This is a genomic window from Aquirufa sp. 5-AUSEE-100C1 (assembly GCF_054558655.1).
Genome location: NZ_JBPXKO010000003.1, coordinates 262750 through 276408 on the forward strand (window position 1 = coordinate 262750; position 13659 = coordinate 276408).

A 13659-nucleotide genomic window follows, 5' to 3' on the forward strand; every position below is an offset into this window, starting at 1 on the left:
AATGAAGTCAATAAATATAAAATCAATCATAGCATTTGCACTCTTTGTAGTTGCAATCGGTTTTACATCCTGCAAATCGGGCAATAAAACGGAAACAAAAGAAACAACTAAAGTTGAGGAAACCCATTCAGAAACCATAGAAGTTTCGGAGGAGCAAATGAAAGCCGTAGGCATTGAGTTAGGTACAATAGAAATGAAAAATCTAAACAGTGTGGTAAAGTCAAGCGGACAATTGGAAGTGCCCCCACAAAATAAAGCCGATGTAAATTCATTGGTGTCCGGCATCATTAAAAAAATATTAGTGTTGGAAGGCAACTATGTTCGCCAGGGGCAAACAGTAGCAATATTAGAAAACACAGACATTGTGAAGTTGCAGCAGGACTACCTCATGCTGAAAAAAGAATTTGTTTATTCTGAACAGGAGTACCAACGCCAAAAGGAACTGAATACCAAAAGTGCAGGTACAGGAAAAGTGTTTCAACAGGCAGCATCCAAATATGAAACGGATAAAGCAAGGCTGAAAGGGATAGAAACACAATTACAGCAATTAAACATCAGTCCTGCATCTGTAGCAAACGGGAATTTTGTAAATCAAATTCCCATCACTGCACCTATCAGTGGTGTAATAGGGCATATTCCCATAAAAACAGGCAGCTATATTGATATGCAAACCTCCTTAATGGATATTGTAGATAACTCACAAGTTCATTGTGATTTGCAGGTGTATGAAAAGGATTTGTTTAAAGTAAAGAATGGGCAGACAGTAGAGTTCATTCTATCCAATCAGAACAATAAGCAAATAACAGGTACTATTTACGGTATCAATCAATCTTTTGAAAATGAAAACAAATCGGTAATTGTACATTCCAAAATCAACAATACAGGCGGCATCAAATTGTTACCGGGTATGTATGTATCTGCATTGATTAATGTAGGTAATCAAACAGTGCAGGCAGTTCCTGTTGATGCAGTGGTAAGTGCAGAAGGCAAGCAATATATTTTTATGGTTGTGGATGAGGAAAGCGAAGGTAAAGAGAAGGCTGAAAAAAAGGAAGCAGGGGAAAAGTCAGAAAAGAATACAGAAGCCAAAGCTGAAAAGCATATTCAGTTTAAAAAGATAGAAGTAACCACAGGTGTAACAGAATTGGGCTACATAGAAATTACGCCATTGGAAGAAATACCGAAAGGTGCAAGGATTGCAACCAAAGGTGCATTTTATGTATTATCAAAAACCAGTGGTGGTAAAGAGGAAGAATAATAATAACTAAATCAATTTTCATAAAATGATAAATACAGCCCCAAATCATAAGCATACTTACGATGAACAAGGCAGGATGACCTGCTGCACATTAGAAGAAAAAATCTATACCGAAGCAGGTGCAGAACAACTGCTGCATAAAAAGAAAACCATTGATAGTGGACAAGATAAAGTCCAATTGCAAGCTCATAGTAGTGTATGGAAACAATACCTGCCAGCCATTATCAGTTTCGTTATGTTGCTCATTGGCATTGCGTTGGATAATTATTTCAAACCCTCATTCTTTACAAACTATGTACGCCTTGCATGGTATGCTATTGCATACCTACCTGTTGGTTTACCGGTAATAAAAGAAGGATGGGAAGCCAGTCTTAAAAAAGAGTTCTTCACCGAGTTTACATTAATGGTATTGGCCACTATGGGGGCTTTTGCCATCGGTCAATATCCCGAAGGTGTTGCGGTAATGTTATTCTATGCCGTTGGTGAATTGTTTCAGAAGGCAGCAGTTAATAAAGCAAAAAACAATATCAAAGCCTTATTAGATGTCCGTCCATCTTCTGCCAGCGTTTTAAGGAATAATAAATACGAAGAAATAAAACCCGAAGAAGTAGAAATAGGCGAAACCATACAAATTAAAGCAGGCGAAAAAATTCCGTTAGATGGTGAAATGTTAAGTGAGGGCAGCAGCTTCAATACCGCAGCACTTACAGGAGAAAGCAAACCAAAATCTATTTATAAAGGAGCACAGGTATTGGCAGGTATGCTAAACCTTGATAAAGTAATTGAACTGAAAGTAACCAAAAAATTTGCCGATAGTTCCCTTGCACGGATTTTGGAAATGGTGCAAAATGCTACTGCAAGAAAGGCAAAAACAGAATTGCTGATAAGAAAATTTGCCAAAATCTATACACCTATCGTTTTCTTTTTGGCAGTAGCATTGGTGGTGGTTCCCTACTTTGTTCTAAGCAATTATGTGTTTAATGATTGGCTGTACAGGGCTTTAATTTTCTTAGTTATCAGTTGCCCTTGTGCATTGGTTATCTCTATTCCATTGGGCTATTTTGGCGGCATAGGTGCGGCTTCAAGAAATGGTATTTTGTTTAAAGGTTCTAATTATTTAGAGTTAATGACCAAAATAAATACCGTTGTGATGGACAAAACCGGCACACTAACGGCAGGTGTTTTTAAAGTGCAGGCAATTGTAACTAACGGAATGGACAAAACAGATTTCATAAAAACATTAGCTGCATTAGAAAGCAAATCAACACATCCTATTGCCAAAGCCATTGCCGAGTATGAAAAGAACGAAACACAAACTTACCAGGCGACAGAGATAGAAGAAATTTCAGGGCATGGCTTAAAGGGAAATGTGAACGGGAAAGAAGTATTGGCAGGTAATACAAAACTGCTAAAGAAATATAATATCACATACGATGCAGCTATTGACGAAATTATAGAAAGCATTGTAGTGGTAGCCATAGGCAACCAGTATACAGGTTATGTATTGATAGCCGATGAAGTAAAAGAGGATGCACAGGAAGCCATCAGGCAAATGCACCTGAACGGCATTAAACAAACCATAATGCTTAGTGGCGATAAAAATTCCATTACCCAAAAAGTAGCAAAACAAATTGGCATAGATACCGCCTTTGGCGATTTGCTACCAGAAAACAAAGTACAGAAAGTAGAAGAACTAAAACAGGACAAGACAAAAATCATTGCATTTGTAGGCGATGGCATCAACGATGCACCCGTATTGGCTTTAAGCGATGTGGGCATTGCAATGGGTGCAATGGGCAGCGATGCAGCCATAGAAACAGCCAATGTAGTGATACAAACAGACCAGCCTTTAAAGATTGTAACCGCCATTAAAATAGGCAAAGCCACCAGGAGCATTGTAATACAGAATATCATTTTAGCATTTGCAGTAAAAGCCATTGTATTGGTATTGGGTGCAGGTGGTTTAGCCACCATGTGGGAAGCCGTTTTTGCGGATGTTGGAGTGGCTTTATTAGCAATATTAAATGCGGTGCGAATACAACGGATGAAGTTTTAAATTTGCAATGTATATATTTAAATAAAGGAGGCTAATATTTGTAATATTATTGACTAACTGATAAAATAAAGATTGGCTTATGCAACAAACACTACAATTAAATATCATTCCATTTACAGCCCCCTTGCAGGAGGCTGAATTTGCTTTTTATACAACAAAGCATGAAGGATATTGCCCCATCCACAAAGACGACTGTTTAACATCTGAGTTTCCAAGAAACATTGCATTATTATAAACAAAATCAAACAAATTGATTAGTCGCTTCAACTCCATCTTCTTGTTACCGGTATATTCATTATTTACATGATATAGGTATGATAAGAGCAATTGTCTATCAGCATTTGGATTAAGAAACATTAACTTATGAATCATCCCTGTAAAGGTTTTATGTTTCAATCCATCTTTAATAAGATATTTAAATCGTATCTCCACAAATTTAACTTCCTTAAAATCTACGATTGGATTATCAACTTGAACAGGAGTTTCAAATATAAGTTGCTCCAGTACTTCTTTAATTGGAATGGGTATGAAGTGTTCTTGAGGTGCACAATAGATAGGTATTAAACCAGTAAGGGGATTTTTATCTTTCAACCGGCACTTTTTTTCTTTAGTTGTTACTGTCTTTTTAAATAATTCAACCGGAATATCTAATTCATTTTCATAGTTATAGAATAATTCAGGGTCAGAAGAAATAAACATAGCTCGAGCAATATCTTCTGCATTTGTATCATATTTCACATTAATCAATATATTATCTATTATATATTGACGAGCAACAAGAAAGTCATTCTCAGTCTTTAAAAGATTGGATACCTTAAAAATGATTGTAATACCACCGCTACTTGGAGAAATACAAATAAGGGATGCAAGATGTCCATATTCCAAAATGAACCGGTCTTTTAACTGCTGTGAGTTTGGATAGTCATCAATATCAAAGTAGAAGTATGAGGATAATGCAATCAGATTGTATTCCGCATCTTTAAGTTTGCGGACCCTAACCATACAATTAGGAGTTACATTAGGAAGAGTATCCTTAAGTGCCTTATATTTCTTGCCGTTCCTTCTTAGTTCTCGAATCTTTTCGATTTTAAGTTTCTCAGGATTTTTCTTTATCAACCTTACCAGTGTAGGTAAATCGATGTGTCTTTTTGGGTTAATGTTTTTAATACCACCATTGAAATAAGAAAACATGTAATTAAAAATCCCCCATTATTTCACCGGTAGTGGACGGTTACTTTAATGAGGGGGAGTACTCTAAATCTTTATGGTATAAATCAGCTCCACTACAAACTAATTTTTACCTTTTAAATAAATATATCGAAAATGAATAAAAAAGGGAAGGCTCCAATGCTAAGGAATTGCTAAGAAAACTAACCCCACTTCCTGTAATTTAAAGGTAGTTTTTATCGTACCGGCCATAGGTGGAACTTCCAATAGGTAACAAAATTGAAATTTGGGATGTTGGTATCACCAGCCACAATTTAGGGACTAAAATAGAACAGATTTCGCCGAAATTTAACGTGGTGGGAATTGACCCATGTTCGAAACTCAAACCATTTTAGAAAAAATGACAGAAAATGACATTTCCTCAGATGAATATTCACCGGCACCCGGTGTTATCACATCTTTATCTCAATTAACTAGAGAGCAATTTCTTGAATTGATTAGTTGCGACCATCCTGAAGCAAAAAAATACCGGAGGTACGCAAAGAAAGAATACCAATACCGGAACATGTCATACCAAGCATTGAATGACTTCTTAAATCATAACTCAAACACATAATATTAGAGTATACCTTGAAATGTGAAGCTCTCTCATGTAGAAATTGAACAAAAAATGCAGCATTCTAGCGTATTAAGGCATAATTTTAGGGTTATAACACCATAAGTCTAATATTATGAAAAAACTTAGTATTCTATATGTCCGTACCAGTTCGATAGACCAAAACTTAGATAGACAAAGAGTTCAAGGGGCTAACTACGACAAGGTTATAGAGGACAAAATCTCAGGAGCGATTGCATTATTTGAAAGACCCGGTGGAAAGGAACTATTCAAACTAATATCAATGGATTTGGTAGGTTCTGTATCCTTTTGGCAAATCGACCGATGCGGTCGTGACCTAAAAGGAATTGTAGATTTTCTACACTTTATGGTCGAGAGGAAAATACCAGTTCATTTTATTGAACAAGGGCTATCAACTTTAAACCAAGATGGAACAGAGAATCCAATCTCTAAGATGTGTATTGCCATGATGTCTGTAATTGCGGAAATGAATCGTAACATGATTAAGTCGGCACAGAAAGAAGGAATTGAACTGGCAAAACTGAAAGGCAACGTATTCTTAGGAAGAAAACACGGTACAAGTGAAGACCCGCTAAAATTCTTGTCCAAGTCAAAAAATAGACATGCAATGGAATTACTAAAGAAGAACTACAAATCTGTTGAAATTTCAAAGATTACAGGTCTTCATATCAATACGATTACCAAGGTCAAAAAATTGATGTTGATAATGTAAATGGTACAATCAAATTAAGTGGTTACCAAGACACAAAGGACATTTGTACATTTCCCGGTAAAATGAAAGATAAACAGGGTCCCCTTACGGAGCCCCTGCGGGAGGTCCTGGAGGAAGTCCCTAAACCGGCCCCCCCTTATATATGAAATACCTTCGTTTTTAAACTCGGTTCAATTCCTCGTTTAAAATCCGGACCAAATTTTAGCCAAAATTGGAAATGTCTACCCCTAAAAACCTTACGAATACCTTTTAAGGTGAAATCCCATTTTAAAAATTTTGGCAATTTTTCCGGTATTTATGGTAAAGGACATTTATGAAAAATACCATGACGTCAAAGACTATTTCGAAGAAAATCATTCTCTCAGAATCCCAGTTTGAACGCCTATCTCAGAACATAATAAACGAATTGAAAGTAAAGAATACACTGAAATGAGATTACAAGGATTTACTCAGATAGAAGACAATTTTGACAATGAGAATTTATCAAAACTAAAGGTCTTAAACGTAACATTTACCAATCCTGATGCCTCGCAAACAATTGGAAACCTTGGTCTTCTAAAGGAGGTTAGATTCTATGAAGGGTTGTTCTACAAAGTATTAGAAGAACTAAAACTGGAAGAAAGTGACATGGTTGCAATTACGAGTACCTCGTTGAAAGAACTTATTTTTAATCTGTCCATAATTTCAGCAATCCCACAACAATACATTGAATTTGTTAATGGAAACATGTTCTATACCGGTCCATTGAGAAGAAACATTCATCTGCGAGACGAAGACTTCGAATTCAATCTCGAAGACTACGATTTAGAGGAACTGGATGATTTAGATAATTAGATTTACTTCTTTTAAGTTAGATGAAGTCAGCAATGCATGTCGTACTTCAATTTTCAACACCTAATTTTTCGTGAATTTACAACCCTACATCACAAGGATTAGTAGAAATTAGGTCTATCGAATCATATGGAGGTTTTAATATTGGATTTGTGGTTTGAGGTCAGTAGAGTTCTTTGCGGGATAAGTTGTTAATTTCCGTCATAGGAAGAGGTCTTAAACTTCCTCCAATTTAAAGGATGATTTCTCACTTTCAAAAGGTAAAATCACTTTGATTATAACCAACTCTTGGCACATTCTTAGGACAAAACGAAAAATATCAGTTACTTATTTTTAAACGGAAACTCAACACTCAAATACTCCCAGCTCAATTTTATCTTGCCCTCGTTAGTATTGATGGGTAATACTTGGTAAGTGAGTGCTTCAACTGATTTGTCGCCTTTGAAGGGTTTTACCTTGATTCGTATAATGTCATTTTCTTCTTTATAATCATCTGCTAAGTGCATATCCCATGTTTTACTCAAAATCAAAGTCCACGTTTCTTTACCTGGAATAGTAAAAAATCCATATTTACCTTTTGGAATAACTTTACCTTTAACTATTACATCCTGGCCAAAATCTATCCATGTAGCCTTGTGAGCTCCCGATGACCATACTTGATTATAGGCAACTAAACCATTCCAAATATTCCGTCCTCTTACACTCGGTGAACCGTAATCTACATGCACGTGATTTGTGCCTACCATTGTCATTGCGGTCATTTTGGGACTTTTGGGTTTGACCGCTGTTTTACTTGTATCGGCTGGGGGTTGATGGTTTTGGTGTTGGGCAAAAACACCAATAGGAAATGCCAACAAGAGGTTTAAAACAATGATTTTTTTCATGATTTTGTTATTTTGAATTCTCTCAATATACAATTTAAAAGTTTTTAATACGAAAAAGTAATTCCAGCTCCCAATCCCATATCACTATCATAATGCGATGTAATTCCCATGTTTTTGTTTACGATGTAACGAAAACCGGCCATGTATTCCTTATCGGTATTAAGCATAAAACTCATTCTAAGTCGTTTGGTAATTGGCATATCTTCTCTCATAAGTTGAAAACGAATATTTCCATCTTGATAGATTTCAGCTTGTCCTACAATAAGTAACGGCAACGTGTAATTTACACCGACCGTAACAAGACTTCTTAAGTCCTTGCTATTGGTTTGTCCAAATATATTTGTTTCCTGTTCATCTATTCCAAACTTTCTATAACGCCAATCAAAGCCGATAAATGGCATTAACCACTGCATTTTACCGATGTATCTACCAATATGTGTTTCTACCTCATATCCATGAAAATCATGATACCCCAATCGCCATTCAGAGCCAATGCTCCACCTTGTATTTTGTAACATAGCCATTCCATCATTACCATTTGTTGCAAAATCATTCTCAGCCATAAAATGAAATTTACGGTCATCTGCAAACAGTTTCCGCTGCGCAAGTTTGGGATTGGGAATCAATGGATTGGGCATCTGATTTTCATAACTAAATACCCTCCCCATACCACTCATCATGTGGTATAAAATATGACAATGAAAAAACCAATCTCCCTCAACATTCGCATTAAATTCTAATGTGTCTGTTTCCATCGGCATTATATCAACTATGTTTTTTAAAGGAGCATTTTGTCCTTGACCATTCAGTAATCTAAAATCATGTCCATGCAGGTGCATTGGGTGGCGCATCATGGAACCATTGTATATTACAATTCGCACATTCTCCCCTTTTTTGATGAGTATTTTATCCGACTCTGAAACGACTTTATTGTCTAAACTCCAAACGTACCGGTTCATATTACCCGACAGTTTAAAGTATAATTCTTTTACGGGAGCTGCCTTGGGCAATGCTGTTATAGTAGGGGACTTCAACATGGCATAATTCAGAGTTACAATATCTCCCAGTGCATTGGCATTATAACGATTGGGGTCATTGTCATCTTGTTTTGGTTTAGCATCGCCCGTTATTTCAGGATACATCACCACATTCATGTCCATTTGATTTAAACTCATGGCCATACCCATATCATCCAGTTCACCATTCATCTTCATCATGTCATTCATCATCTTCATCCCTTCAAAATACTTTAATCGGGGTAAAGGTGATTTCAACTGTTTTATTCCATTCCCAATATAAATGGATGCGGAATTTGTCCGGTCTTCCGTAGTTGCTAAAAATTCATATGAAGTCTTATCTGCTGGAATGGTAACAATGACATCATAGGTTTCCGAAACTGCTATAATTAATCTATCAACTTCAACCGGCTCCACATCATTACCATCATTCGCAACCACAGTAATTTTTCCACCTGCATAGGTAAGCCAAAAATATGATGATGCACCACCATTTGAAATTCTTAATCTAACTTTATCACCACCTCTTAATTTGTATCCTGAGATACTTTTAAGCTGTGAACTCGGTTGACCATTAATGAATATTTTTTCATAATAGACATCACTCACATCCATAGCCAACATTCGCTTCCATTCATTTTTCAATTTAGTTTTAAAATGACCTGCAGAAATTGCTTCACTATAACTTTGAACGGAGTTCTTTTTCAATGCAGGATAATCATTAGCATTATGGAGCATTCTATGGATGTTCTCAGGTTTTAGATTGGTCCACTCACTCAAAACGATGGGGAGTGTTGGTAAATCATCTATTCCCTTTCTAAAGGTGGGGTCATTGGGTCTTTTTAACATGACAAAATTCCCATACATTCCTATTTGCTCTTGTAATCCTGAATGCGAATGATACCAATGCGTACCATTTTGAATGATGGGAAAACGATAGATATGAGTTGTATTTGGCCGAATAGGCATTTGTGTCAGGTTGGGAACCCCATCTTCTTTATTGGGTAAAAATAGCCCGTGCCAATGTAACGATGTTTCCTCCTTAAGCTGGTTATGAACATGTATTTCAGCCGTATCTCCTTCGGTAAAAGTCAAAGTTGGCATAGGTATTTGACCATTAACCGCAATCGCACGTTTTTCTTTGCCGGCAAAATGCACTAAAGTATCTTTCACGTAAAGGTCGTAACGGACTACATTTTGTCCATATATATTTATCGAAAAAAGGAATAAAATGGCAATTATTAGTATCAATCTCATGTTTAAAATAAATTTAAAATCATATATCCACTCATTACAATCATCAATGCATCTTCGATTATTGTAACAGTACTCATTGGCAAATTAAAAACTGCCCCCAAACAAGCACATTGTATTTTCTTATTATCAAATACCGACTGCAAAACCCCTAATATACTTACACTCATGACTACAAACGTACATGTATTTGTTATCAATGGATTGTAATTTAAAAGATAAGAAATGCCCAAGCCAACTTCTACAAAAGCGTATAAATATGCCCAAATGGGTATTTTCTTTGCTACCACATCATACATTACATAACTTTCAGCAAAACCTTTTAGATTTAATAATTTGAAAAACGAGAACACCAAGAAGAACCCAGCCATAAAATGCTGCATCGCCTCCATTAAAATAAATTGTTCGTTTTTTAGTTGAATTAATAATGTAATAGTAGTGATATAGAGAAATATTAACAGAATAGGAGTATAGGTTTGAAACCAAGATTTTGCTTGCTCCTCTAATTCAATGTGTTCTATTGCAGAAATGGTATATTTTGCATCTAACACTTTCTGAAAATCTGACAAGCTAATATGCCTATCCATTGAAATTGTCACCCTACTGTCCTCCTTTGAAACTTCCACCTTAGTTACGTTTTCAACCCTCTCTAACGATGATTTTACTTTTGCTTCACAACTTGTACAGGTCATTCCAGTTAATTGATATGTATGTATCATATTCGTGTTTTTTAACAGATTTTTTAAAAACGGAAATTTCCTAAATTAAAACCATCGGGATGTTACGTTATTTTTTAAAAATTATATAAGATTTCCTGTCTTATAATCTGTCTATACCGGTTCTTTTACCTGATTTAAGTTGCTTAAAAAAGGACGTTGTAAAACCTGTTTCCCTTTTAAATTGATTACTTAGATATGCAACACTACTGTAATTCAATAGGTAGGCAATTTGGCTCAATGTTAATTCATCATATATGAGCAATTCTTTTACTTTTTCAATTTTTTGCTTGATAAAGAATTGCTCAATGGTTTGATTCTCCACTGCTGAAAAAAGGGCACTTATAGATTTGTATTCTTGATTTAGGTGTTGTGATAAATAATTAGAAATATTAACTTTTAAGTCATTGTTTTTTTGATGAACCAATTCTATAATTAGATTTTTTACTTGTTCAATTACTCTTACTTTTTTGTCATCAATTAATTCAAAACCAATAGACTTAAAGATTTTTATTACCTCAAACTTTATGGAATCTATATTTTCTTCTTTTATTTCCACCTCACCTAACTCAATGTAAATTGGGTGAAGTCCAAGTTTTTCCAACTCAGACTTCACAACCATTTTACAACGATTACAAACCATATTTTTTATGTATAGCTTCATTTAGTTCAAGGTTTCAACAGTTTTACCACATCCCATCATTTTAGAGCCATAATATGGATTTTTAACGATGTTTTCCTTACTCAACCAATTTGCACCTTTCCCTTTGTTAGCCATCGGACAAAATTGATAATATATCGGTACATCTTGTTTGGACACTTTCATTACCGCATACATATTTTTGGATAAAGATGTGAAGTGGTCTCTTTGATGACCCACATCTTTAGTTTCTGAAATATGTTCCGCATCAAAAACCAAATCTTTCATCACTTTCATCCATTCGGAATGTTCATCTTTCGTTAAATTTTCCATTTTAACTGCGTTTATGGAATTTAAAAGTAAAATGGCTTTAGTTGCTGCCATATTGCCGTCTGTTTTAACTAAAGCATCTTTCACTGCAAAATAAGAATTGAAGACTTCTTTTAGTTGTAGTTGCTCCCCTTCTGTTTTTATCTCTAAATTTGGTGCGACAACTTTTTCTTCTGCGGCAAGTATTACCGTTTTTACGTCTTCAACTTTTGCAACAACTTTTCCTGCCCGTTCATATTGGCAACAGGTTTCAAGTTTAGAATATACATTGTCAGGAGCGAGAAATTTGTCGCTGTCATACCCCGCCAAACCGATGCGCTTTAAGATTTCAACTTGATTTGTTTGTTTTTCATCATAGGTAAGGACTGCCATTTTTGTGTCCTTATTCCATTCTACCTGGACCACATTCTTTACATTGGCAGCCGTTTCAATAGTTCTTTTACAGATGGAACAATTGCCATAGATATGCACCGTTTCCACTTTGGCATTTTTAATTTCTGCGAAACATGTTGAGATGGATAGCAATAATACCATTGCCATCAATAATTTTATTGATTTCATTTTTTAAGAATTTTACTGTTAGAAATAATTGATTCTAAAGCAATATTTTGCTTCCGTTGAGACAGTCCTGTGGCTGTCATGGCAATAAATTAGCCTATATTGGGAGGGGTCCAAATGTAACCAAAACCAAAAGAATGGTAGGTTTCGTTATAATAAGATTTTACTTTTTCTCTTGCCGTAAAGGTATTAATGTCTACGGGGACTAAAAAATTGGACAAAACCAGCGAAGTTAAAGTTGAGGGACAACTACATTTAGAATTATCACAATTCCCTCCACAACTATTGTCTTCCTTTTGTTGGGTGACTTTACGATTATTGCAACAATCCTTTTTGTTAGATTTCTCAGGCATGTCTTTTAAACAGCAAGATTTCTCCGCATTCTTTGATTTTGTTCCACACGCATAGGATTTCATGGGCGTCGTTAGACAGCCAAGAAATGTAATTATGAGCAGTATGTAGAATTTTTGTAACACAATGTTTAAAACGCTTAAATTACGAATTTGTTTCATTTTTTAATTAATTGGCTCAAAATTTTAATACTTCCTTTAAATTAAATAAAGTGCTCTTAGATTAATTTCACAAATAATGATAAAACGTGTAATTTCTTAAAATGAATGAAATGATGATGAATGTCATACGGCAAAATTAGTTCAGCGGTACTTAATTCGTTACGATTGGTTTTAACAATGTAAACAAACAAATCATGAAAAAGTCATCAATTATTTTGTCGATTGTATTCAGCATGTTTATTGCGCTTTCAGTGTCGGCACAGCAGGTAAGAGATAGCAAAGGCCATTTGATACTAAATTCCAAGGGGGATATATACTTCGATGGAGTAAAAACCGGTACTGTTTCGAAAGATAAAATTATTAGTGATTCGAAGGGTAAAAAACTTGGGTTTCTTGGTGCTAATGGAGTTCTAAAAGACGAAAATGGAAAGATAATGGGTAAAATGGGTAAAGACGGGAAAACGTATTTTGATGAAAAAGGTAATATTATTTTCACCATAGTTGATTTTGACAAGGAAACGTGTAATATCAAAGATGCCAAAGGAGTAGTTATTGGCAATGTTCATAAATCATTAAAAGGAGTGGCCTGTGCTTTACATTGTTTTCAAAACCAGATGGATATGAAAACACATTCCAAGCATTAATGAATGTAAAACCCAATCAGTGTACTCAGATGGCGGAGACATTTTTAACCTTTGGATACAACCAAAATATAACACCATGAAAAAATTAGTATTCACTATCGCATTACTTTCTGTTTCAATTTTAGGGTTTTCTCAATCACCTATACAATCTCCATGTAGTGATTCACTTTATGTTTCTTTAAAGACCAAAACAATTGCTCAAATGACCGAGCGTGAATTCGCATACTTTAACCAAAAGGAAAAGGATTGTGCTGAATTTAGAAAGGCAGAAATGCAAGAGGAAGTTAAGGTCGAAACCTTAAAGATTACAAAAAAGACAATGAACACCTATTGGACCATTGCGGCAATTGGTGTGGCACTATCCTTGATTCCGTTATTATTACTGTAGGGGGATTATCTCCCTACTTATTTCTCAACTTCCTTCTATTCTTATTACGATTATAG

13 protein-coding genes are annotated in these 13659 nt (G+C 35.3%); 7 read left to right on the forward strand and 6 right to left on the reverse strand.

The features are described 5' to 3' along the window. The first annotated feature begins 1 nt into the window (after position 1). Both ACMH5P_RS08235 and ACMH5P_RS08240 read left to right on the forward strand, forming a co-directional pair. On the forward strand, positions 2-1258 hold the full coding sequence (locus ACMH5P_RS08235; RefSeq protein ID WP_276343955.1) for an efflux RND transporter periplasmic adaptor subunit: 1257 nt from the start codon (positions 2-4) through the stop codon (positions 1256-1258). Between the two features lie 25 nt (positions 1259-1283). Continuing rightward, a complete protein-coding gene (locus ACMH5P_RS08240) occupies positions 1284-3314 on the forward strand; it encodes a heavy metal translocating P-type ATPase (protein WP_223130142.1) in 2031 nt (676 codons plus the stop codon). A 147-nt stretch (positions 3315-3461) separates the two neighbouring features. Here ACMH5P_RS08240 and ACMH5P_RS08245 read toward each other — a convergent pair whose 3' ends face one another. After that, positions 3462-4505: a BT4734/BF3469 family protein gene (locus ACMH5P_RS08245; protein ID WP_276343954.1), complete on the reverse strand. Its 1044-nt coding sequence runs from the start codon at positions 4503-4505 to the stop codon at positions 3462-3464. A 346-nt stretch (positions 4506-4851) separates the two neighbouring features. On the opposite strand from ACMH5P_RS08245, the gene ACMH5P_RS08250 reads away from it, so the two are divergent. From ACMH5P_RS08250 to ACMH5P_RS08260, 3 genes are all read left to right on the forward strand, one after another. Then, positions 4852-5097 (forward strand): hypothetical protein, encoded by a 246-nt coding sequence (locus ACMH5P_RS08250; protein ID WP_276343953.1) that lies wholly within the window; start codon positions 4852-4854, stop codon positions 5095-5097. 115 nt (positions 5098-5212) lie between these two features. Further along, positions 5213-5830, forward strand: a complete 618-nt coding sequence (locus ACMH5P_RS08255) for a recombinase family protein (RefSeq protein ID WP_459493875.1) — start codon at positions 5213-5215, stop codon at positions 5828-5830. 429 nt (positions 5831-6259) lie between these two features. Further along, positions 6260-6664 (forward strand): hypothetical protein, encoded by a 405-nt coding sequence (locus tag ACMH5P_RS08260; RefSeq protein ID WP_459493876.1) that lies wholly within the window; start codon positions 6260-6262, stop codon positions 6662-6664. Between the two features lie 320 nt (positions 6665-6984). On the opposite strand, the gene ACMH5P_RS08265 is transcribed toward ACMH5P_RS08260, so the two are convergent. The 5 genes from ACMH5P_RS08265 to ACMH5P_RS08285 form a co-directional block, all read right to left on the reverse strand. Continuing rightward, entirely contained in the window at positions 6985-7545 is a 561-nt protein-coding gene (locus ACMH5P_RS08265; protein WP_459493877.1) for a DUF2911 domain-containing protein, read from the reverse strand. A gap of 44 nt (positions 7546-7589) precedes the next feature. Continuing rightward, on the reverse strand, positions 7590-9818 hold the full coding sequence (locus ACMH5P_RS08270) for a multicopper oxidase family protein (protein ID WP_395768087.1): 2229 nt from the start codon (positions 9816-9818) through the stop codon (positions 7590-7592). Between the two features lie 2 nt (positions 9819-9820). Further along, complete coding sequence (locus ACMH5P_RS08275; protein ID WP_395768086.1) at positions 9821-10534, reverse strand: heavy-metal-associated domain-containing protein; 714 nt, start codon at positions 10532-10534, stop codon at positions 9821-9823. 100 nt (positions 10535-10634) lie between these two features. After that, positions 10635-11195, reverse strand: a complete 561-nt coding sequence (locus ACMH5P_RS08280; protein WP_459493878.1) for a helix-turn-helix domain-containing protein — start codon at positions 11193-11195, stop codon at positions 10635-10637. Next, positions 11196-12062 (reverse strand): DUF3347 domain-containing protein, encoded by an 867-nt coding sequence (locus ACMH5P_RS08285; protein ID WP_459493879.1) that lies wholly within the window; start codon positions 12060-12062, stop codon positions 11196-11198. 703 nt (positions 12063-12765) lie between these two features. Between ACMH5P_RS08285 and ACMH5P_RS08290 the strand changes: the two genes are divergently transcribed. Both ACMH5P_RS08290 and ACMH5P_RS08295 read left to right on the forward strand, forming a co-directional pair. Then, the gene (locus ACMH5P_RS08290) at positions 12766-13215 is read left to right on the forward strand and encodes a 5-fold beta-flower protein (protein ID WP_459493880.1); all 450 of its coding nucleotides are present in this window, start codon (positions 12766-12768) and stop codon (positions 13213-13215) included. Between the two features lie 76 nt (positions 13216-13291). Further along, on the forward strand, positions 13292-13603 hold the full coding sequence (locus tag ACMH5P_RS08295; protein ID WP_459493881.1) for a hypothetical protein: 312 nt from the start codon (positions 13292-13294) through the stop codon (positions 13601-13603). The last annotated feature ends 56 nt before the right edge of the window (positions 13604-13659 follow it).

What these genes read in the sequence shown, in the direction of transcription:
- ACMH5P_RS08285 (WP_459493879.1), bottom strand. Translation starts at nt 12,062, where the DNA reads ATGAAATCAATAAAATTATTGATGGCAATGGTATTATTGCTATCCATC.
- ACMH5P_RS08295 (WP_459493881.1), top strand. Translation starts at nt 13,292, where the DNA reads ATGAAAAAATTAGTATTCACTATCGCATTACTTTCTGTTTCAATTTTA.
- ACMH5P_RS08280 (WP_459493878.1), bottom strand. Translation starts at nt 11,195, where the DNA reads ATGAAGCTATACATAAAAAATATGGTTTGTAATCGTTGTAAAATGGTT.
- ACMH5P_RS08275 (WP_395768086.1), bottom strand. Translation starts at nt 10,534, where the DNA reads ATGATACATACATATCAATTAACTGGAATGACCTGTACAAGTTGTGAA.
- ACMH5P_RS08270 (WP_395768087.1), bottom strand. Translation starts at nt 9,818, where the DNA reads ATGAGATTGATACTAATAATTGCCATTTTATTCCTTTTTTCGATAAAT.
- ACMH5P_RS08240 (WP_223130142.1), top strand. Translation starts at nt 1,284, where the DNA reads ATGATAAATACAGCCCCAAATCATAAGCATACTTACGATGAACAAGGC.
- ACMH5P_RS08235 (WP_276343955.1), top strand. Translation starts at nt 2, where the DNA reads ATGAAGTCAATAAATATAAAATCAATCATAGCATTTGCACTCTTTGTA.
- ACMH5P_RS08265 (WP_459493877.1), bottom strand. Translation starts at nt 7,545, where the DNA reads ATGAAAAAAATCATTGTTTTAAACCTCTTGTTGGCATTTCCTATTGGT.
- ACMH5P_RS08260 (WP_459493876.1), top strand. Translation starts at nt 6,260, where the DNA reads ATGAGATTACAAGGATTTACTCAGATAGAAGACAATTTTGACAATGAG.
- ACMH5P_RS08290 (WP_459493880.1), top strand. Translation starts at nt 12,766, where the DNA reads ATGAAAAAGTCATCAATTATTTTGTCGATTGTATTCAGCATGTTTATT.
- ACMH5P_RS08255 (WP_459493875.1), top strand. Translation starts at nt 5,213, where the DNA reads ATGAAAAAACTTAGTATTCTATATGTCCGTACCAGTTCGATAGACCAA.
- ACMH5P_RS08250 (WP_276343953.1), top strand. Translation starts at nt 4,852, where the DNA reads ATGTTCGAAACTCAAACCATTTTAGAAAAAATGACAGAAAATGACATT.
- ACMH5P_RS08245 (WP_276343954.1), bottom strand. Translation starts at nt 4,505, where the DNA reads ATGTTTTCTTATTTCAATGGTGGTATTAAAAACATTAACCCAAAAAGA.